Annotated in this window: 16 protein-coding genes; all 16 read right to left on the bottom strand. The window is 70.2% G+C overall.

The window, feature by feature from the left end; genetic code table 11:
- Nucleotides 1–31 precede the first annotated feature (31 nt).
- Genes CYFUS_RS22675 through CYFUS_RS22600 form a run of 16 tightly spaced genes read right to left on the bottom strand, consistent with a single transcriptional unit; the run spans nt 32 to nt 17835 of the window.
- Nucleotides 32–1945, bottom strand: coding sequence for a DUF6519 domain-containing protein (locus CYFUS_RS22675; protein ID WP_095987128.1), 1914 nt, complete (start codon nt 1943–1945; stop codon nt 32–34).
- 30 nt (nt 1946–1975) lie between these two features.
- Nucleotides 1976–3598 carry a phage tail protein gene (locus CYFUS_RS22670; RefSeq protein ID WP_095987127.1) on the bottom strand — a complete coding sequence of 541 codons (1623 nt, stop codon included), beginning with the start codon at nt 3596–3598 and terminating at the stop codon, nt 1976–1978.
- Nucleotides 3595–6498, bottom strand: coding sequence for a baseplate J/gp47 family protein (locus CYFUS_RS22665; RefSeq protein ID WP_095987126.1), 2904 nt, complete (start codon nt 6496–6498; stop codon nt 3595–3597). Before CYFUS_RS22665 ends, CYFUS_RS22670 begins: the two co-directional genes overlap by 4 nt.
- On the bottom strand, nt 6495–7688 hold the full coding sequence (locus CYFUS_RS22660; RefSeq protein ID WP_095987125.1) for a hypothetical protein: 1194 nt from the start codon (nt 7686–7688) through the stop codon (nt 6495–6497). The genes CYFUS_RS22665 and CYFUS_RS22660 overlap by 4 nt, the downstream gene beginning before the upstream one ends.
- Complete coding sequence (locus CYFUS_RS22655; protein WP_095987124.1) at nt 7681–8091, bottom strand: GPW/gp25 family protein; 411 nt, start codon at nt 8089–8091, stop codon at nt 7681–7683. Before CYFUS_RS22655 ends, CYFUS_RS22660 begins: the two co-directional genes overlap by 8 nt.
- 7 nt (nt 8092–8098) lie before the next feature.
- Entirely contained in the window at nt 8099–8920 is an 822-nt protein-coding gene (locus tag CYFUS_RS22650) for a phage baseplate assembly protein V (protein WP_095987123.1), read from the bottom strand.
- The gene (locus CYFUS_RS22645) at nt 8917–10050 is read right to left on the bottom strand and encodes a phage late control D family protein (protein ID WP_095987122.1); all 1134 of its coding nucleotides are present in this window, start codon (nt 10048–10050) and stop codon (nt 8917–8919) included. Before CYFUS_RS22645 ends, CYFUS_RS22650 begins: the two co-directional genes overlap by 4 nt.
- Before the next feature lie 3 nt (nt 10051–10053).
- Nucleotides 10054–10344 carry a LysM peptidoglycan-binding domain-containing protein gene (locus CYFUS_RS22640; protein WP_095987121.1) on the bottom strand — a complete coding sequence of 97 codons (291 nt, stop codon included), beginning with the start codon at nt 10342–10344 and terminating at the stop codon, nt 10054–10056.
- Nucleotides 10344–10991 (bottom strand): hypothetical protein, encoded by a 648-nt coding sequence (locus CYFUS_RS22635; protein ID WP_095987120.1) that lies wholly within the window; start codon nt 10989–10991, stop codon nt 10344–10346. The genes CYFUS_RS22640 and CYFUS_RS22635 overlap by 1 nt, the downstream gene beginning before the upstream one ends.
- A gap of 31 nt (nt 10992–11022) precedes the next feature.
- A complete protein-coding gene (locus tag CYFUS_RS22630; RefSeq protein ID WP_095987119.1) occupies nt 11023–11250 on the bottom strand; it encodes a hypothetical protein in 228 nt (75 codons plus the stop codon).
- Nucleotides 11244–12566, bottom strand: a complete 1323-nt coding sequence (locus tag CYFUS_RS22625; protein ID WP_095987118.1) for an ATP-binding protein — start codon at nt 12564–12566, stop codon at nt 11244–11246. The genes CYFUS_RS22630 and CYFUS_RS22625 overlap by 7 nt, the downstream gene beginning before the upstream one ends.
- The gene (locus CYFUS_RS22620; protein WP_095987117.1) at nt 12563–13591 is read right to left on the bottom strand and encodes a Pvc16 family protein; all 1029 of its coding nucleotides are present in this window, start codon (nt 13589–13591) and stop codon (nt 12563–12565) included. The genes CYFUS_RS22625 and CYFUS_RS22620 overlap by 4 nt, the downstream gene beginning before the upstream one ends.
- 1 nt (nt 13592) lies before the next feature.
- Nucleotides 13593–14633 carry a hypothetical protein gene (locus CYFUS_RS22615; protein WP_095987116.1) on the bottom strand — a complete coding sequence of 347 codons (1041 nt, stop codon included), beginning with the start codon at nt 14631–14633 and terminating at the stop codon, nt 13593–13595.
- A gap of 15 nt (nt 14634–14648) precedes the next feature.
- A complete protein-coding gene (locus tag CYFUS_RS22610; protein ID WP_095987115.1) occupies nt 14649–15431 on the bottom strand; it encodes a hypothetical protein in 783 nt (260 codons plus the stop codon).
- Nucleotides 15431–15940 (bottom strand): phage tail protein, encoded by a 510-nt coding sequence (locus CYFUS_RS22605; RefSeq protein WP_095987114.1) that lies wholly within the window; start codon nt 15938–15940, stop codon nt 15431–15433. Before CYFUS_RS22605 ends, CYFUS_RS22610 begins: the two co-directional genes overlap by 1 nt.
- Nucleotides 15941–15957: 17 nt before the next feature.
- The gene (locus CYFUS_RS22600) at nt 15958–17835 is read right to left on the bottom strand and encodes a phage tail sheath family protein (RefSeq protein WP_198316704.1); all 1878 of its coding nucleotides are present in this window, start codon (nt 17833–17835) and stop codon (nt 15958–15960) included.
- Nucleotides 17836–18294 lie beyond the last annotated feature (459 nt).

The following is an 18294-nucleotide window of genomic DNA, read 5'->3' as shown; positions in this document are numbered from 1 at the left end:
GGCTCCGGTGTGAAAGGAAAGGGGTTGCCCTTCAATTCACGCGATAGACCGTGACGATGACCCGGAGTGGAGAGGCATATCGATTGTAGATCTCCACATCGTAGCCGTATGGGTTCGAGGAATCATTGTAGCTGCGCCGCACGATCTCCACGTCGATCCTGAACTGGTCTCTTATCGAGTAGGAGCCTTGGACCAGGAAGCGCTTTTCGGGGTCCATCGCCGCGGTGGACTCGACCACGAAGGTCACGAAGGGAGGCCTGTCCGTGAAGGGCGTACCGAACCTGAAAGTGTTGTTGGCGGGCACCACCTGGTCCACGATCATGACCTCGCGCATGTAGCGCTCGTCGTGGGCGTGGCCGATGGGAGAGTAGTTGTTGTGCAGGTGCGAAACCGGAGCGAAGCGCGCGTCCGCCTCCGTCTCGGTGTAGTACCGGCCGTCGTGGTCTCCGGCGGTGAAGTGGGTGTTCAGGTGCCCGAGCAGTTGGGTGAGCTGCGCCCGCACGGTGCCCGCGTTCAGGGTCCGGGGCGAGCCCGAGGAGATGGCCGCGCTGCCGATGAGCTGGGAGCCCCGGGTGGCGTCATTGGCCTTGTTGAGCAACTGCAGGAGCGCGGCGAGCTGCGACTGCACCGTCGTCGCGCCCGTCACGTCGGCGTGGGACTCGGCACCCACGTACGAGGCGCCCGCGTCGTTCAGGACCGAGGACATCAGCCGGGTGAGCGAGGGAAAGCCCAGGGTGCGCTCGGGCACGAATGCATTGGTCTGGACCACGCCGAGCTTCACGTAGCGGTGGAGGATGCCGGTGGGCGGGACTCCCTCCAACAGCTTCGTTCCCGGGGCGTCGTCCCGTACGGGCGCCTGCCAGTAATCACCCGCCACGAAGAGCCGGCTCGTGTTCGTCCCGCTGTTCAACTGGAGCTCCAACTCCAGCTCCTGCAGGGCGATGCGCAGCCGGCCCTCCGAGGAGATCTCCACGTGGCCCTGCACGCCCGGCCCCGTGAGCGTGGACAGCGGCGCGCCCCGATCCTGCCCTCCCTCGACGAAGGACCAGACCCCGGCTCCACTCCGGGACAGCACGCACCAACCATCCCATCGGCGGACATAGGGGAAGGTCTCCTTGGCCGGAGGAGACACCGGGTAGCCGGGTGCGAGCGAGCCCCGCACCGGGAAGCCCGCCCCCGCCACCAGGTGGACGCCCAGGTGGCGCTCGCTCACGTCGTTGTAGAACTCGTAGAGCCAGTCACTGCCCTGGAAGTCCTGGGGCACGTTGGTGTCGTTCGCGTACACCTCGGCCGCGTTCTCGCTCGACCACTTCAGGGTGAGCTCCGTGGGGTTCGTGGCGCTCCCCTTCACGTCGTGGACCTCGAGCCGGAAGAGGTAGTGGCCCGTGGAGGACAGGGGCTCGGCTTCCACGCCCGCCGCGCGCTGGGACAGCGTGAGCAGCGCATTGCCCCGCCCCGGGTTCTGCTGCGAATCCAACGGGTTGCCGCCCGAGGGGCAGCGCTTGATCTGCAGCATCGCCTGCGTGCGCGTGCACGTGTCCGCGCCGTGCAGTCCCGGATCCCGCAGCGCGGGATCCTCCAGGAACAACACCGGGCGCTCCCACACGTCCGCGTAGAGCATCTCCCCGGCGGTGGGCGTGCCTGGCGCCGCCGGCAGATCCGGCTGGGTGCCATAGGTGAAGGGCGCCGAGCCGGGAAGCGTGGCGGTCAGCCCGTCCGCGTACACGCTCCCGGGGGTGATCTGCAGGGTGTTGCCAATCTCCAACCGCCGACCCACCGGCCCACCGCTGCCCACCACGTCGAACAGCGCGTTGGAGATCCGATCATTGACGATGGCGACCAGCTCATTCCAGTCCGCGTCGGTGAGCATCCGCCCCTGCTGCTGGTAGACGCCCGAGTAGCGCTTGGAGGGGTTGTGCGAGTTTCGGGAGATCTGCGTCTTCATCGAGGTGTCCCTGGAAATGGAAGACAGGAATCAGGGTGAGGGAAGGGAAACGGCGGGCAGGGGCTGGCCCAATGACTCATCCGAGACGAGGACGATGTCCAGGCCCGTGGGAAGGGACTCGCGCACCTTGGCGACCACCGCCTGATCACGCAGGGCGTAGCGCAGGTGATGGTGGGCGCCCAGCTCGCCGCCGTCCTCCGCGCCATCGAGCAGCCGGGGGCCACTGGCCGGAAGGAGCACCCCCGCGCCGGGCGTTCCGAAGACCGTGGAGCGGAACACCGGAGGATCGTCGAAGCATTCGGAGGCTTCGTCTCCGTCGATGAGCGCCTGGAGCGAGGCCGGGGGCAGGCGGCAATAGCGGAAGCAGTTCACGGGCTCGGTGGGGTCCTCCGTGAGCGCCACCGTCCCGGCGAAGAGCGAGTCACTCGCCCAGCATCGCCGCGTCTGGAGCGTCTCCATCACGGTGGCGCTCAGCAGTTCGATCAACCCGGCGCTCTGCACCCGCATGAGCAGGCCGTCCTGCACGCGAGCAACAGGCGCGTCCACCCGGGTCACCTGGACCGAGAGCCGCGCGAGGGCCGAGCGCTGGATTCCCACGTGCCCCGACGACAGGGTGAGGGTGCCCTGGATGATGCAGTCCTCGAGCACATGCTCCTGGTCGCCCGCGTCGAGCGTCACGTCCCCCACCACCACACAGTTGCGCAGGACGAGCCGGCCAGCGACCACCTCCAGGCCCTGCGGCTCGACGATGACCCGGTTCTCGATGAGGTGCTCGCCGTCCGTCTCGAAGCGGCGGCTGGGGAGCGAGCCGGGACGGCGGCGGGGCCGGGAGCGCCAGGGATCCTCCGGCGCATTGGAGCTGTCACCCTGCTGCCAGCCCGGCGCGAAGAACCCGACACGGGGCAGCACGAAGGCCAGGACGCGCTTGGGGTGGAAGTGTCCCTGGCGGGGAGAAGGAGCGCGCAGATCCGGCGTCCGGCGGGACGTGTCCTGGAAGCGGCCCGGAGCCAGGGGGACGCCATGCGGGTTCATCTGCAGGGGGGGCCGGGGAGTCTTGTCCGCATACGGAGGCAACGAGACCTTCCGGGAGATGTACCGGAAGTCCACCGTCGCCACCGGCAGCGCGGGTGCGCGCACCGCCCGCCGGCGGGGATTGCCCGTATCCGGCACGGGCAGGGCCCCGACGGCTTCCGGCGACGCGAGCGGTTGACCGATGCGCGGCGTCACCGCGACGCGCCGCCAACCCTCCTGGAGGTACACGGGCAGCGCGGGTTCCCGCGCCGGATCCTCGGTCTCCCAGGCAAAGCGCCCGAGCGTGAGCAGGATCTGCTCCACCGCGCCCACCGTCCCCTTGCGCTGGCGCAGCGCCACGGTCTGCGCCAGCTCCTGCCGCCACTCCGCGTCGCTGGGGGAGGCGAGCTTCACGTCGAGCAACTGGGCGAGATACGGCAGCACCCACCCCTGGCTGTCCGGGTGATCCGGGAGCGAGTCCGCCAGGCGCTGTGTGAGCGCGCCCCGGATGAGATCCATCACCTCGCCGCACGCCTCCAGGTAGTTGCGCAGGTCGCCATTGTCCCGGCTGCGGTACACCTCCGGAAGCAGCCCGTAGAGCTGTGCGCCGATCCCCGTGCCGCCCGTGTTTCCCGTGCTCACAGCGAGTACTCCTGGAAGTTCAGGGTGAGGCCCGACGCTCCGGCCTCGAGGTGGATGACGTGCGCCCGGGACCACGCATCCAGGCGCTGCTTGCCCGGCGTCCCGTCCATGACGCAGACCGAGTTCTCCACGCCCGGGACCGCCTCGACGACCTTGTAGACATCACTGAGGTAGAGCGGCTGGCCCAGCTCCCGCCGGCGCAGCGACAGCGCCTCCGCGAGCACCTCGCGCACCGCCTTCACCACCGTGTCCGGGTTGTACGCCCGGGTATCCACCTCCACCGTCACATCGAGCCGCACGGGCTGGGGCTTGTAGGCGGACACCTCCACCTCCACGCCCGGCACGGCGTGCGCCTGCAGGTACTCCTTGAGCGTCTGCCGCAACGAGCCGAGCCCACCTCCGTCCGCGGGGACCACCACCACCTCCACGCGCTGCTGGCGGGAGTCGCCGCTGCGCCCGAGGAAGGACAGCGCCTGCCAGACGCTGCTGTGCCCCTCGGCGAGGCTGGCGAAGTCGCTCGTGGACACCGCGCGCTCCAATGACAACACCGTCGCCGGGGCGCTGCGTCGCAACGCCTCCACGCCCTCCATGTCGTTGCCTCCCGTGGCGCGCAGGGGCTGACCCACCGCCTCCACCAGCGGATGCGGCCGACTCGGCTTCACCAGGCTGCCCTCGGCCAGGTTGCCCACCAGCCCCGAGCCCACCCGGAAGGAGACGCGCACGTTGTTGGTGCCCGTGGGCAACCGCCGGCCATTGCGCCCATCGCCGAACACCACCGCCAGATCGCCCTCGAGCACCACCCGCACCATGTAGTGGGGATCCGTGGGTCCGGAGTCACGCAGGCTCACCACCTGGAGCCACTTGCGGCCCTCCACGATCACGTCGAGGTCCGCGCGCACGCCCGAGGGGCGCGTGGCGTCCGGGACGAACGAGAGGTCGCGCTCGCGCAGCACGAAGGATTGATTCGTCCGGGTGGCATCGCCGCTGCCGAGCACCCGCTCCGGTCGCCGCTCGCCGTGTCCCGCGACCACGACGTTGGCGTGAAGCACCAGGTTGTCCACGGTGCTGCCCGCGGGCAGCGAGTCGGCCAGGATGAGCGAGCCTCCCTGCACCGCGCGCACCCGAGTGAGCCGCGGGGGCTCGCCTCCCTCCTGGCGCATCACGAGCAGGCGGCCATAGCGCAACGCCTCGGGCAGGACCTCGAGCGGGACGGCGTTGCCGGTGAGCGGCGTCGTGTTCACGTTCCACCCCACCAGGCGGGCCACCTGCTGGAACTGGCCGAACACGCGCGTGCTCGCCACCGGGAAGTCCTCGCCCCCGCGGCCCGACCAGCCCTGCTCCGGCCACAGCACGGCGCGCCGCGCGTCCGTGTCCACCACCACGGAGCCCACCCGTCCCCACGCGGCCTGACTGCCCGTCACCGCGACCACGACATCCCCCGCCGCCAGTCCCTTGGGCTGCGTCACCGTCAGCGAGGCTGGCAGGCGCGAGTCCGGATCGTCCGCCACCAGCGTCACGTCCACCTCCCACGCCGCCGACACGGGAGGCACCAGGAAGGACGGCGGATTGGCCAACTGGGAGGCGTCGTTGCTCCCCAACCGCTGCCTGAGTTGCAGCGTCGTGTAGCCCTGACCCGCCTGCGTGCTCGGGGTCACCGGAACGGCCGAGGCCCCCACCACCCGCACGTGGCGCTCCGCCACCTTGCCCTCGAAGGCCCGGGGATCCGCGAGCGTCTGGCCGATGAGCCGGCTCCAGTCCCCGACGACCTGGACACGGTGCTCCACCTCCGGGGGCGAGCTGCCCTGGATCGGCCCCGAGCTCAGCCAGACCGCCACCGCGAGCAGCATCGGCCGGGCCACTGTCGCCCGCGAGAGGATGAGCGGGCCCACGGCCACGTCCAGCTCGAGCCGCCGCCCGTCGATCGACGTCACCCGCCGGTAGCACCAGGTCTGCCCGTCGGTGAGGGTGACGAGATCCCCGGGCAGCAGCCCCTGGGGCTCCACCTTGAGCCGGAGCACCCGGCCCACCGTCACCGCCGTGCCCACCACCGGGCCCACGGGCGCCAGCCGCTCGCGCGGCCGCACATGCACCCGCGTGCGGCCCCGGAGGAAGGCGTCCGTCTCCAGCGCGGGGGTCACCGTCACGAGAGTGGAGGCCAGTCCCAGCACCACGTTCTCCACCACATGGGCCACGAGCCGGGGCGTCGCCTCACCCTCGCTCTCGAGCACCAGCGGCTCGCCCACGTGGATGCCGGAGAGCGCGCCCTCCAGCTCCAACACCTGCGTCCCCGCGTCGAGCACCGCCGGGTTGACGCCATACCCCGACGGGCGCAGCGCGTTGAGCCGGGAGTCGATGTCCAGCTCATCCAGGGTCTCGAAGACGATGGGCGCGCCCCCATCCGCGGGCGAGTAGCGCGCGGCGAAGCCCTGGCCCACCCTGCCCCGCGCACCGGGTTTGGCGTCGAGCACCAGCGGCGTGGAGGCGGAGGCCGAGGGCCGCGGGTGGTAGTCGATCATCTCCACCAGGCGCCGCAGGTTCTCCCATTGCGTGGCCGTTCCCAGGTACGCCTCGTTGGCGTAGGCATCCAGGTGCTCGGTCAGCACGTGGGAGGCACGGGCCAGGGCACGGGCGATCTCCCAACCCCAGTCGGGCACGGGGGCTCGTGGTGCCTGATAGCGCGCGAGCAGGCTCGCCTGACGCTCCGTCTCCTGCTCGGACTCGGACGCCCGCAGCCCCGCCCCCCCCTTGGACTCGGGCACCTGCATCGCCTGCCATTGGGGAAACCGCTCGGCGAGGCGGATGCGGATCTCCTCGAGCAGCGTGGCCGCGTTGGCGTCCACGTAGCGCAGCCGCCGCAGTCCCGCGCGGTTCCACCGGGTGATGTCCGTCGCCTTGCTCATCCCCGCCTCCCCCCCTGGAGCTTCAGCGTGTACGCGCCCCGCTCGGGATGCGCGGGATCATTGTCACAGGTGGCGATCTCGATGCCCTTGAGCAGGATGCGCCCGGAGGCCGCCTGATCCAGGTAGCGCGAGCCCACGCGCTTGAAACGATCCAGGAACACCGTCTCCACGCCTTCCAGCGCCGTGAGGGCCTGGATGAGATCGCTGGCGTTGATGTCCTCGCCGAAGCGCAGCCGGCCCGGCTCGAAGAAACCTCCGGGAGCGCGGCCCAGTGCCTGCTCGATCGCGGCGCGCACCTCGGACTGGAAGTAGTCCGGGGCCACGCGGATGGACAGGCCCAGCAGGATGCCCACCGGCACCGCGTCCTCGAGCTGCACCTCCTGGCCGATCATCCGGTAGCGCTCCACGTAGCTGGCCAGCACCGCGCGGAAGGTGGCGTCCGTCCACTGGGGAGGCATGAGCCCCCGCTCGATGTGGAAGCGCTCCACGCGCCGCCGCAGCTCCAGGGGCACCGTGGCGCTCGCATCCGAGCCCTCGCGCGTGTCGAGCCTCCGGTCGTTCCAGCCGATGACCGCCACCCGCACCACGGACCACGAACCGCTCCACTCGATGGACGCCTGCGCGTGACGCACCAGCGGGTGCTCCTCCAGCAGCCGCCCGTAGTCCTCCACGGTGACCATGCGATGCTGCACGTGCAGCTCGCGCGGGCCCGCCTGCCGCGCCGCCTCCATCAGGAAGGGATTGCCGGCCCAGGCTGCCTCCAACTCGGCGCGTGCACCCGCCTCATCGTCCGCCGGGTTGCTCTTGATCTCCCCGGCCGCGAACGCCATCCGCTCCGCGTCGTACCCGATGAAGCGCAGCAGCCGGCGCACGGACTCGGGCCGGCGCGCCGTCTCCAGGTAGGCCTCGGCCGCCACCCGGTCCGCCATGTCCGAGAGCTGATCCAACACCGCGGCCATCGCCTCGACGAGCACCACCTCCAGGTCGGCCGCCGTCCACCGTTGGCGCTCGGGGAAGCGCGCCGCCAGCTCCTCCATCATGAAGAGGCGGAAGCCGTCGTAGTCGCGCACCTGCCAGTCGAAGTCGTTGCCCACGTCGGGCAATGGCCTGGGCAGGCCGCGCACCACGCGTCGGCCACAGCCCGGCAGTCCCGGCTCGAAGACGATCTCGGAGTACGGAGTCTCAGCCACCAGTGCCTCCCACGGAGAAGGTCTGCTGCTGGGACACGCCCAGCGTGGTCAGCCGGTAGCGCACGGTGATCTCCATCTGCTCGCCGCTGCCGGTGACCTCCATCTCCAGGCTGCCGGGATCCACCTCGCCCCGCAGGGCCTCGGCCAGCGCCGCCTGCAGCCGCCGTCCCGTCACGTCCCACAGGGGCGTGCCATTGGGCTCGAAGACGAGGGTGCGCGCGCCGCCCCCGAAGTCCGGACGGAACACCCGCTCCCCGGGCGTGGTGAAGAGCACCTGCTCGATCTGCTCGCGCACGTGCTGGTTGCGCCGGCTGATGGCCGGGCCCTGGGTGCCCACCCGGAAGGGAAACGCCAGACAGGGGGGGTCTCCCAGGCGCTGGCGCTGATCGAACGAGTCACTCATGCGTCCCTCACGAGGTCGTCACCTTCATGGACAGCGTGCTCATCTCCCCCTGCGGAATGGGGGGGGACGTCGGGCCGCCCGGGGGCCCGGAGGTGTGCATGTGCGTGGCGAACAGCGACAGGAAGCTCTGGCCCTTGATGACGGGCTCGCCGCCACTGCCCCCGAGCATCACCTGGGAGGCCTCGACGACGACCTTCTGCGCGGACACCGTCGCCCCGGACGAGCCCAGCTCGATCCGATTGCCGTTGGCATCCTCCACCAGCACGCCGCTCGAGCCGAGCTGCACCGAGTTGCCATGCGAATCCTCGATGCGCAGCGTCTTCGCCTCGGCGTCCAGCACCACCGTGGCGCCCTCGGCGTCCGTGAGCGCGATGGAGCCCTTGGGCTCGAGGCTCACCTCCGCCCCGCTCGGGTGATGGAGCAGGAGGCGCTCCTGGTCCGGCTCATCGTCGAACTGGAGCACGTGCCCCCCCGGCGTCTGGAGCAGACGCGTGGTGGGAGGCGTCTTCGCCGCCGGCTCGGGCACGTCCGCGGACTTCTGCCAGAACGTCCCGGTCCAGATGGGCCGGCGCACGTCGCCCTCCTCGAACTCCACCCACACCTGGGCATCCACCTCGGGCAGGAGGAACCAGCCCTGGCCCGCGAGTCCCCCGAAGGGCATGCACGGCAGGGCCCAGGGCGAGGGCTCCTCGCCCAGCACCGAGGGCACCATCACCCGCAGCCGCCCGAGCTTCTCCGGGTCCTCGTTGTCCACCACGAAGCCGCGGTACTTGCCGTAGTACTTCTCCCGGACCTGCCGGGTGAGCTGGACGAGCAGTTCATCCGTCACGAGAAGAGCCCCCGCAGCGCGTTGACGGCGCCACTCCCGAGATCATCGCCATAGGCGTTGCGCAGCAGGCGGATGGTCTGCAGGTAGCCCTCGTGCGAGAAGACATGCGAGACGCGGTCCACGTAGAACACGCCCCCCAGCCACTCGCCAATCCCATCCACCGAGACCGGCTGGCCCACCCGCAGCACATGGCCATAGGCAGTGCCATCCACCTCGCCCTCGGCCTTGATGCGCATGGAGAAATCATTCGCCCGGCGCTGGGCGCGCGCGGTGAGCTCCTCCTCGTCCGCCGAGCCCTCGCGCGTGAGCAGCCAGGTGAAGTCACGCAGCTCGCGTCCACCCTCGGCGGGCCGCGAGCCGAGCAGGGGCAGATCCGGTGTCAGCTCCCGCCGGCGCGCGCCGCTGCCTTGCTGCGCCGCCAGGTCCACCGCCACCTTGTTGGGCTGGTGCCCGTCCGTCGTCACCGACAGCGAACGGCAGTGGGTATCCGGCCCCGCGTACACCCGGAGGGTGGGCTGGGGCGTGGCCTCCAGGCGCATGGGGCCGAAGTAGATCTCCCCGCCCTGGAAGAGCAGCTCGTAGCCGTTGGCCTCGGCCCGCGCGCGCAGGAAGCGGATGTCCGTGGAGTCCTGCGGCAGCACGAGCCCGCTCATCCCCGCGCCGCTGGTGGGATCCACGCTCAGCCCATGTTGTCCGGCGATCTCCAGGAGGATGAGCTGATCTCGCGTGGGGACGTCCGCGCCCCAGACCCGGCGCACGTGCTCGCGATCGAGCGCGAGGGACTCGTCCTGGCACTCCACCGTCACCCGGGCGCTCGCGGTGTTCTCGGGGTAGTCGGCGCGCACCTGGCGCACGAAGCCGCGGAAGACCTCCTCCGTCCGGTGACCGAACACGGCCTCGATGCTCAGCGGCTCCCAGGGGACGAGCACCTCGGCGTCCTGCACCACCCAGCGCCCGTGCTCGTCGCGCCGCGTCTCGAAAACGAGCGTGGCCACACCCGCCTGTTCCCGGCTGCACTCCACCCGCACCTCACCGAGAAAGGGGTAGAGCTCGGTGATGGGACGACCGCGCACCCGGATGTTGCACTCGGCGGGGGCGCGGAAGCGGTCGGAGAACAGGTCGTCCAGCATGGGCTACTCCCCCGCCCGGGGAATGAGGATGATCTCGCCCACGTTGCGCTCGAGCGTGAGATCGCCGCCATAGAGGAAGGCCGGGTTGGCGTCCACGATGCGCCACCACAGGCGCGGATCGTTGTAGTAGTGCCGGGCGAGCAGATCCAACCGGTCCCCCGAGCGCACCATGTGCTCGAGCACGCCGGTGGCGGGCCCGATGGCGCGCGGCCGGACGCCGCGGAAGACCTCGCCGAGCACCGGATCCGGCGCGAAGGCACGGGCCTTGTCGTAACGCGAGCCTCGCAGGAACATCAGAACACCCCCTTGAGCACGTCGGCCGACAACCGGCCGACACCCACCGCGGCGCCCACGAGCTGGCGCGCCTTCTCCCGCAGGTAGAACGGGTTGTTGCCCTCGATGACCTGCAGCGTGAGCGAGGCCGTGGCCCGGTACGGGATGAGCGAGGGCAGGAAGTCCTTCTCCTCCACGCGCACCGAGGTGAGGAACACCGGCAGCACCTGTCCGCCCCAGACGAAGAGCAGGACGGAGGCGAACTGATCCCGGCGGAAGGCGCGCTCGGTGCCCAGCCCGAGGCTCGCGAGGAGTTGCAGGCCGCCCGGCCCCTGGGACTTGGGCTCGATCATCGAGCGGAGCGTGTCCAGCTCGGGCTGGATGCCCAGGGAGCTGGCCACGGCCTCGCCCTCGTGCATGCGATCCGTCGCGTCCAGGAGGATCTCCAGCGTGAAGGACTCGGGCTGGACGGTGACGCCCTGGGCCACGCGCGGGGTCTCCGTGGGCAGGGCGAAGTCATAGCCTCCCCGGAGGCCCGGCGTGCCCCCCGTGTTCACGGTGAGGGTGCGCGTCCGGGAGAGGGTACTCGGGTTGAAGTCGAACACCAGGGCCAGCGGTGGAACGGACAGCCCGTACTCCACCAGCGCCCCTCGGGTGACCCTCAGCATGGGTGAGCTCCTCGCATGGTTTGCCCCGGGTTCATCGCGTGCCCTCCACCGTGGCCAGCAGCGCCGTGGCGATCCGCCGGGCGATCTCCCCATCCGACAGGCCCGGATCGAGCTGCAGGGACAGCCGTGCGAGCGGCAGCGAGAGCTCGGCCTGGACGGGGGCGCGTGACAGCTCGCGCCCGAGCAGGTGGACGATGGAGGAGGCCCGGTGCTCGAACCCGGCGGGCAGCCGCAGGTGCAGCGTGTCGATGCTCAACATGGGACAGCCTCCGGGAGGTAGCGGCGCAGCGGGCCCAGCTCCGCGAGGGAGACGTCCCGCCCGTCCTTGCCCAGCTCGCGCCAGATGGCGAGCGCGAGGTGCCGCAGCCCGATGGGCCCTCCGGTCCCGGCGGCCAGGTAGGCCGCGTGCAGCGCCGCGTTGCGGATGCCACCTCCCGACAGGCTCACCGCGGTACCGAGCAACTGGGGATCCACGTCGGGCTCCAGGGGAGCCCGGGGAGGGAGCTGGCCCCGCCACAGCCGGGCCTGTGCCTGGGCATCGGGCCGGGGAAACTCCACCACCAGTTGGAAGCGGCGGGTGAAGGCCGGATCCAGGTGCCCCTTGAGGTTGGTGGTGAGGATGCAGGGCCCCTCGTGCTGCTCGATGCGCGCGAGCAGGTGGCTCACCTCGAGGTTGGCGTAGCGGTCGCGCGCCTCCCGCACCTCGCCGCGCTTGCCGAAGAGGCTGTCCGCCTCGTCGAAGAGGAGGATGACCTCGCGACCATGCGCGGCCCCGAAGAGACGGTTGAGGTTCTTCTCCGTCTCGCCGATGTACTTGCTGACGAGCGCGCCCAGGTCCACCCGGTACAGTGGCCAACCCAGCTCCGTGGCCAGCACGGACGCGGCGAACGTCTTGCCCGTGCCCGACGTCCCCGCGAACAGCGCCACCGGGCCGCCCACGGCGCGGCCTCCCCACTGCTCCACCACCACCTGGCGATGGCGGATCCACAGGAGGAACTCGCGCAACAGCTCCAGCCGCGAGGGAGGCAGGATGAGCTCCTCCCAGCGGGCGGTGCCGGCAACTCGCAGCGCCCCGGGGATGACGAGTGGCGGCTCGGGTGCGCCCAGCAGGCGCGCGGCGACTCCCCGCCCGGGACGGATGGCGGCGTACGCTCCTGGCTCCTCGCGCTCGATCAACCCCAGGCGCCGCAGCGGCGCGTCTTCCGCCAGTGCCACCATCAACCGCTGGCCCTCCTCGTGCCGCAGCGCGAGGAGTTCCTGGAGGAGCGCCGCGCTCGGATAGGAGGGCTGGGCCGCGCCCGGCTGGAGCTGCTGGAACAACCAGCCGACCTTGGGCTCCACCTCCGGCGCGATCACGCAGGCCAGCACGTCGTACTCGAGCGCGGAGAGCGCGGCCGCGCGCAGCCGCTTCCAGGCCGAGTCCTCCTCCTCCCGACCCCGCCGCACTCCCGCCTGGGCGGTCCGCAGCGGTTCCAGCAGGGTGTCCTCCAACGGCCCGCCCGCCCGGAGCCGCACGAGGCACTGTCCGAGCAACTCCACGCGCTCCCACTCGGCGCGCAGTGGCTCGCCACTCATGGCGCACCCCCGTGGAGCGTCACCAGGAGGGGGTTGCCGCGCACCTCGAGCTCGGCGCCCTGGGGCCCATCCGCCACGCGCCGGTAGCGGCGGACGGCGTAGAGCACGGCCTGACCGGGCTGGGTGGTGAATGGCAGGGCGACTTGCGCCCGGGAGCTGGCCGGTAGCTGCCGGGGATCCGCCTCATGGATCGCCACGCTCACGTCGACTCCCGAATCCACCGTCCGCCACCCCTGCTGCCGATCCCACACATCCCAGCGCAGGCGCACGGAGGTCCCCGGCTCGCCGACCACCAGCACCTCGGGTTGGAAGCTCACGAGTTCCGGGCTGCCCACCTCGAAGGCGATGCTCCGCAGACATTCGCCGTCGCGCACGAGGCAGATCTCCGGGGCCCAATCCTCCCGCTCCACGTCCACGCGCAGGAACGCAACGGGCGGTGTCCACTCGCGCCCGGGCCCACCCGGCCCACCGCGCGTGCGCACCCGCGTGACGACGGAGCCCACCCGGGGCCCCTCGACGGCGCGCGTCCGGGGCACCACCGGGACGAGCGCCAGCTCATAGGCCACGGAAGGCCGATAGGTGACGTCCTTCTGGGTGGACCACAGCCGGTTGATGTCGTCCAGGCTGAGCGGTTGGAAGAGCACCTGGATGCGGATGACCTCGCCCTGATCATCCACCGCGTCCATGAGGGGCTTCTCGTGGAAGAAGCGGATGACCTCGCCGAGCAGGCGCAGATCGTTCTCGCCCGCGCTCACCGAGTCCTCGACGACGGCGAACGCCGTCACCAGGCAATGGACCCGGATGTACCAGGACTGTCCGGGCAGCACGTCCGGCCCGACCAGGGACGGCTCGAAGCGGTGGAAGAACAGGTTGATCCGGTGCTCGGAGCTGGATGCGTCCGTGACGGCCTCGGCGGGGGTGCCAATGAGCACCCGAGGGGTGAAACCCTGCGCGCGGAAGCTCTCCCGGACGAACTCCGCCACCGAGCGACAGGCCACGGACACCGAGGATTCGGGCAGCGCCATCTCAGGTGCTCCGGAGGTAGTGGCGGCTGAGCAGGCTCGGGGAAGCGGCGGGCGCCGCCGGCCTGGGCGCCAGTGCGGGCGCGGTGATGGTCACATGGACCTCGCCGATATGGACGCGGGGCGCCGGCGGCTCGCTCCGGGGAGGAAGGACCGGCGCGCGCTCCGGGAGGGCCGGAGGTCCGGGCACTTGCGCGCGCTTCGACGTCGCCCCACGCTCCGTCCGGACGCCCTCGGAAGAGGTGGGCGCGACCGCCCGGGGTGCGTCCGGGGTAGAAACCTTGCTCCCGACATCGCCGGAATCCTGGCCGGCGCCCGCCCACGAAGACATGGACGGCCCCCGCGCCTGCCGGGAAGAAACGTCCTGCGCCGCTCGCGATGAGGGCGCGCCACGAGCTTCTCGAGGTGCCTCCCCTCCCCCCGAGGAGACGGTGAGCTCCGCCACGGCGTCCCCGAGAATCCTGGGGTGCACCGGCCCGCGCGTCTCGCGAGGCGCGGGCAAGGGCTCGAGCGCCTCCCTCCGGGAGGGCACGGGCGCTGGCGCGGGGCTCGTCCCCACCTCCCGTTCACCCGCGAGTCCGATGGGGGCTCCGATGGGGGCCTCTTGCGCGATGACCTCGGGCATCGCCCGGGAGCCAGACGAAACCACCGTGGGCGGAGGACGTGGCACGTGGACGCCGGCGACGCGGTGCTCGGCTCCGCCCGGTGCATGCGTGGGGGTCTCCACCGAAGCAGCCGCCGGAACGCGCGCGCGCTCCGCCTGCCCCTCGAGGACTCGAGTCGGGGCGGACGGGAACCCGGCACCCACCGGGGCCGTGTCCGTCACCACCGGCTCCAGCCTCGCGCCGTCTGCCGCGGGCAACGTCTCCACGACCCGGGCCACGTCGCCTGCTGTCGCGAAAGGGGGCTCGGACACATCGCTCGAGAGCGGTGAGCCGTCTTCCACCCATCCCGGCGCACCCTCGTCGCGCATCAGGGCATTGCCGGTGTGCCGGGACTCCGGGCGCCGGAATGCGTCAGCAAGGATATCGGACAGGAACCCCATGTACGGACTCCAATGTCACGCCACCTGACCCGTGGCCCGCTCGACCAGACGCAAGTACTGCCGCCGACGATGCAGCGGGAGCGCCAGGATGTCCCGCTCGCTCCAGTGATACGCGGAGGCCAGGGTGTGGACCTCCTCCAGCAGTGTCGACTCCATGAACAGGCAGGAGTACGGCTCCAACGTCACCACCTGGGTCGCCCCACATCCCGGGCATGTCGCGCCCACCCGCGTCACCACCCCCGGAGACACCGCCTCCAGGGCCTCCTCGATGAGGGCGATGTCCCCTTCCTCCAGCCGTGCCACGTCGGCCGGGAACAGACACCGCTCCAGCAGAGCCCGGACGTCCGCCGTGACCCGCTCGGCCAACGCCAGTTGATCCGCTCCCGTGGGAACCCTCCCGCGCACCCGCCCCTGCCCCGTCTCCACCTCCACGAAGGGGAAACCCGCGCCCGCCTCCTTCACCGGCAGCTCCGCCACGTTCAGCTCGAAGTCGAAGCGCTCCTGGCACCCCGTGCAGCGCACCGTGTGCCACGGCTGCTCGTCGCCCAGCCACGTCCGCAGCCGCCGCATGAGGAACTGCCGATCCGCGATGCACAGCTCCTCCACCTTCGCCAGCTCCGGCGGCTCGCCACCCAGGTGCTCCAGCGCCGCGACCAGCACACGGCTGACCTGGCGGGGCAACGGTTCCCGCCGCCGCGCGCCCTCCAGGATGCTCAGCTCCAGCGCCCCGTCGGGCTCGCGAAAGCGGAACTGCCGCCGCAGCTCCCCTTCCCGCAGGAGGCCTCCCGGCAAGCGCATCAGGTCTCCGCCGGCTCGGGAACGCTCGTGTCACGCTGCCAGCCCTCGTGCTGCAACGTGAGGGTCTGGATGCCCACCGCGTTCATCGAGCCCGCGTCCAGATCCGGCAGTGCCTGGAACTCGGACACCCAGGCGCGGAAGATCTTGTACGACAGGGCCACCTTGCCCTGGAGGTTGAGCACGTTGAGCACGAGATCCTTGCGAAAATTCTTCAAGGACATCGCGGCGTCACCCTCGACGTTGTTCACCAGGTTGGCCCAGTTCTCGAAGACCGGATCGTGCGTGAGGCCCTGCTCCAACACGAGCGGCTCGTAGCTCGTGCCGCCCGGCAGGATGCGCTCGTGAGAGGGATCTCCCGCGGTGCGCCACTTGATCGCCTCCGTCTTCCTCTTCAGGGCTCCCACCTTCTTCAGCCCGGCCACCGGCTTGCCATCGATGAGCAACTGGAACTTGAACGTCCGGTACGGATCATGACGGTGCGTGTTCACCGTGAACAGCGGAGCAGCCATGTCTCACCTCGGGTGGCCTATTGCTGGAGCTTCTGCTGGATGCGGATGATGACGAACTCGGCGGCCTTCAGGGGCGCGAAGCCCACCACGGCGATGACCTGGCCCCGGTCGATGTCCCCCTGGGTCATGGTGTCACCCAGGCCGCAGCGCACGAAGTAGGCATCGGAGGCCTTGTCGCCCTGGAAGGCGCCGGCGCGGAACAGCCCATCCATGAAGGAGCCGATGTTGGTGCGCAGCGCGGACCACAGCCGGTGATCATTGGGCTCGAACACGGCCCACTGGATGCCGTTGTAGACACTCTGCTCGATCATGATGGCCGTGCGGCGCACGGACACGTACCGCCACTCGGGATCCGCCCGGGTCGCCAGGGTGCGAGCCCCCCAGAGGACCGCGCCGAAGTTCGGCAGGACGCGCAGGCAGTTGACGCCCAGGGGGTTGAGCTGATCCTGCGCCCCGTCGTCCACCTGGAACTCGAGGCCCGCGGTGCCCAGCAGCGAGGTTTCCACGCCCGCCGGCGCCTTCCATACTCCCCGGCGCGCATCGATGCGCGACCACATGCCCGCGGCGAACGCCGAGGGAGCCACCGTCACGGTGGGGCTCGCCTTCACCGTCGCCCCTGCCTTGTAGAACGGGTTGGCCACCTTCACCCGCGGGTAGTACAGGACGGAATAGGTCGAGGTCGGCAGCCGGAGCTGGTTCACCTCCTGGGCCGACTTCAACTCGAAGCCTGGCGGAGGATCGATGATCAACACCCGGTTGCGCATCTCCTCGCAATGGGCGAGCGCCGCCGCGATGCCCGGATTGCCCGTGCCATCCGGTGGCAGGGATTGGTCCGGCAGCACCACCACGCTGATGTCGGAGATCTTCTTGAGCGGGCCTCCGAAGACGGACTGGTAGTCCTGTGCGCGGGGAGGCTCGGCCGCGCCGCTGGTGAGCTTGGTGGGCTCCACCGCCGCGGGAACCAACGGCAGCGAGCCGTGCACCCGGGTGGGCGTGGAGGCGGGCTCCAACCGCATGGCCTTGGCCAGGCTCGGACCCGCGCCCGAATCATAGATCTCCACGGAGGACGAGGCGGAGGCGGGCGAGCGCAGGGTGAACCGGTGCGTCGCCGCGTCATAGGTGCACGTCACCCCCTGGAAGGGCTCCTCGCTGGGAGCGATCTGCTGGATGGCGTCCTGGACCGCCTTCGCGACCAGCGCGGCATCCGCGTCGCCGTTCGTCCCTCCCAGTTTCAAGGACGTCTTGGTAAAGGAAAGGGTCTTCGCTCCCAGACCATCGATGTTGACGCTCAGGGACAACTTCTCGGGAAGACTGGAGAACCGGTCGCCCGCCACCGGGCTCGCGATCGCGGCCCCCACCAGGGTCCCATGTCCCGCCAGGTCCTCGGCGGTGGTGTCATTGACGAACTCGAGCTTGACGGTGCCCGCCGACCCATCCACCAACCCGAGCGCATACGTGGGCGCGCTCTCGTTCATGGACAAGTTGGAGAAGGTGGCATCCGCCTTGAACTCGCTGACACCTTCCACCAACTCCAGATGGCCCACCTCCAAGGTGAAGACAGGCGCGGCGGTGGAAAAGGAAGTCGGCCGGGTGACCCGGAAGTAGATGTCGTTGCCCCACTCTCCCTCGCTCGTCGCCGACAGGGTGAGCAGCGGCTCGGGCGTATCCGCATCACTGCCCAGCGTGGCGAAGGCCGCCTGGGCGCCGGTGGGATCGGCAACCCGGACGATGTACGCGTCCTTGCCCCCATTCTGGTAATAGGCGAGCGCCGCGAAACCCATCGCGTCCTGCTCACTGCTGATGGCCCCATAGGTGCGCTCGTAATCGTCCAGGCTGTGCACCAGGACGGGAGTCCCCAGCGGTCCCCGGGTCGCGGGACCCACGAACGCAGTCAATGAGGTCGCAACCCCTTCGATAGGTTTTGCACCACTGGGAATTTCCTCGAGATAGACCCCGGGGTGCAGATAGGCCGCCATATCGCCGCTCCTTAGGCAAAGGCATTCCACTCGCCAGATCCTCTCGTGGATCCTGGCGTCACTCCGTGTACCGCCGCTCTCGATTCGGAGAGAACAAGCCTGGGCTGGCTGAGCGCCCCCCTGACCATCACAGCACTTCCATACCATGGTCCCGCGGTATGAGGCCATGGCGAATTTCATATCGTTCAGCATCAGGCTCCAGCCGCGCATCACGATGTGTCTGGCTCTCTCCAAGAGCTCCTTTGATTACACGCGGGCTGCACCTGAGACACATGGACTGCATTTCAACCCAGGCAACAAGAGCACGGGCATCCCGTCTTGACACAGAGGTGAGACGAACGATCTATGTCTTTCCCGTATCGCGTCAGCGATCATGCC

The sequence above is a fragment of the Cystobacter fuscus genome, from assembly GCF_002305875.1.
In the GTDB taxonomy this organism is placed as follows: Bacteria; Myxococcota; Myxococcia; order Myxococcales; family Myxococcaceae; genus Cystobacter; species Cystobacter fuscus_A.
Note: the sequence above shows the minus strand (reverse complement) of the source record. Positions and strands in the feature narration are given on the sequence as shown.

Excerpts from the sequence above, each read along its gene's own strand:
- CYFUS_RS22675 (WP_095987128.1), bottom strand. The coding sequence starts at position 1,945 with ATGAAGACGCAGATCTCCCGAAACTCGCACAACCCCTCCAAGCGCTAC.
- CYFUS_RS22665 (WP_095987126.1), bottom strand. The coding sequence starts at position 6,498 with ATGAGCAAGGCGACGGACATCACCCGGTGGAACCGCGCGGGACTGCGG.
- CYFUS_RS22655 (WP_095987124.1), bottom strand. The coding sequence starts at position 8,091 with ATGAGTGACTCGTTCGATCAGCGCCAGCGCCTGGGAGACCCCCCCTGT.
- CYFUS_RS22645 (WP_095987122.1), bottom strand. The coding sequence starts at position 10,050 with ATGCTGGACGACCTGTTCTCCGACCGCTTCCGCGCCCCCGCCGAGTGC.
- CYFUS_RS22640 (WP_095987121.1), bottom strand. The coding sequence starts at position 10,344 with ATGTTCCTGCGAGGCTCGCGTTACGACAAGGCCCGTGCCTTCGCGCCG.
- CYFUS_RS22635 (WP_095987120.1), bottom strand. The coding sequence starts at position 10,991 with ATGCTGAGGGTCACCCGAGGGGCGCTGGTGGAGTACGGGCTGTCCGTT.
- CYFUS_RS22630 (WP_095987119.1), bottom strand. The coding sequence starts at position 11,250 with ATGTTGAGCATCGACACGCTGCACCTGCGGCTGCCCGCCGGGTTCGAG.
- CYFUS_RS22625 (WP_095987118.1), bottom strand. The coding sequence starts at position 12,566 with ATGAGTGGCGAGCCACTGCGCGCCGAGTGGGAGCGCGTGGAGTTGCTC.
- CYFUS_RS22620 (WP_095987117.1), bottom strand. The coding sequence starts at position 13,591 with ATGGCGCTGCCCGAATCCTCGGTGTCCGTGGCCTGTCGCTCGGTGGCG.
- CYFUS_RS22615 (WP_095987116.1), bottom strand. The coding sequence starts at position 14,633 with ATGGGGTTCCTGTCCGATATCCTTGCTGACGCATTCCGGCGCCCGGAG.
- CYFUS_RS22610 (WP_095987115.1), bottom strand. The coding sequence starts at position 15,431 with ATGCGCTTGCCGGGAGGCCTCCTGCGGGAAGGGGAGCTGCGGCGGCAG.
- CYFUS_RS22605 (WP_095987114.1), bottom strand. The coding sequence starts at position 15,940 with ATGGCTGCTCCGCTGTTCACGGTGAACACGCACCGTCATGATCCGTAC.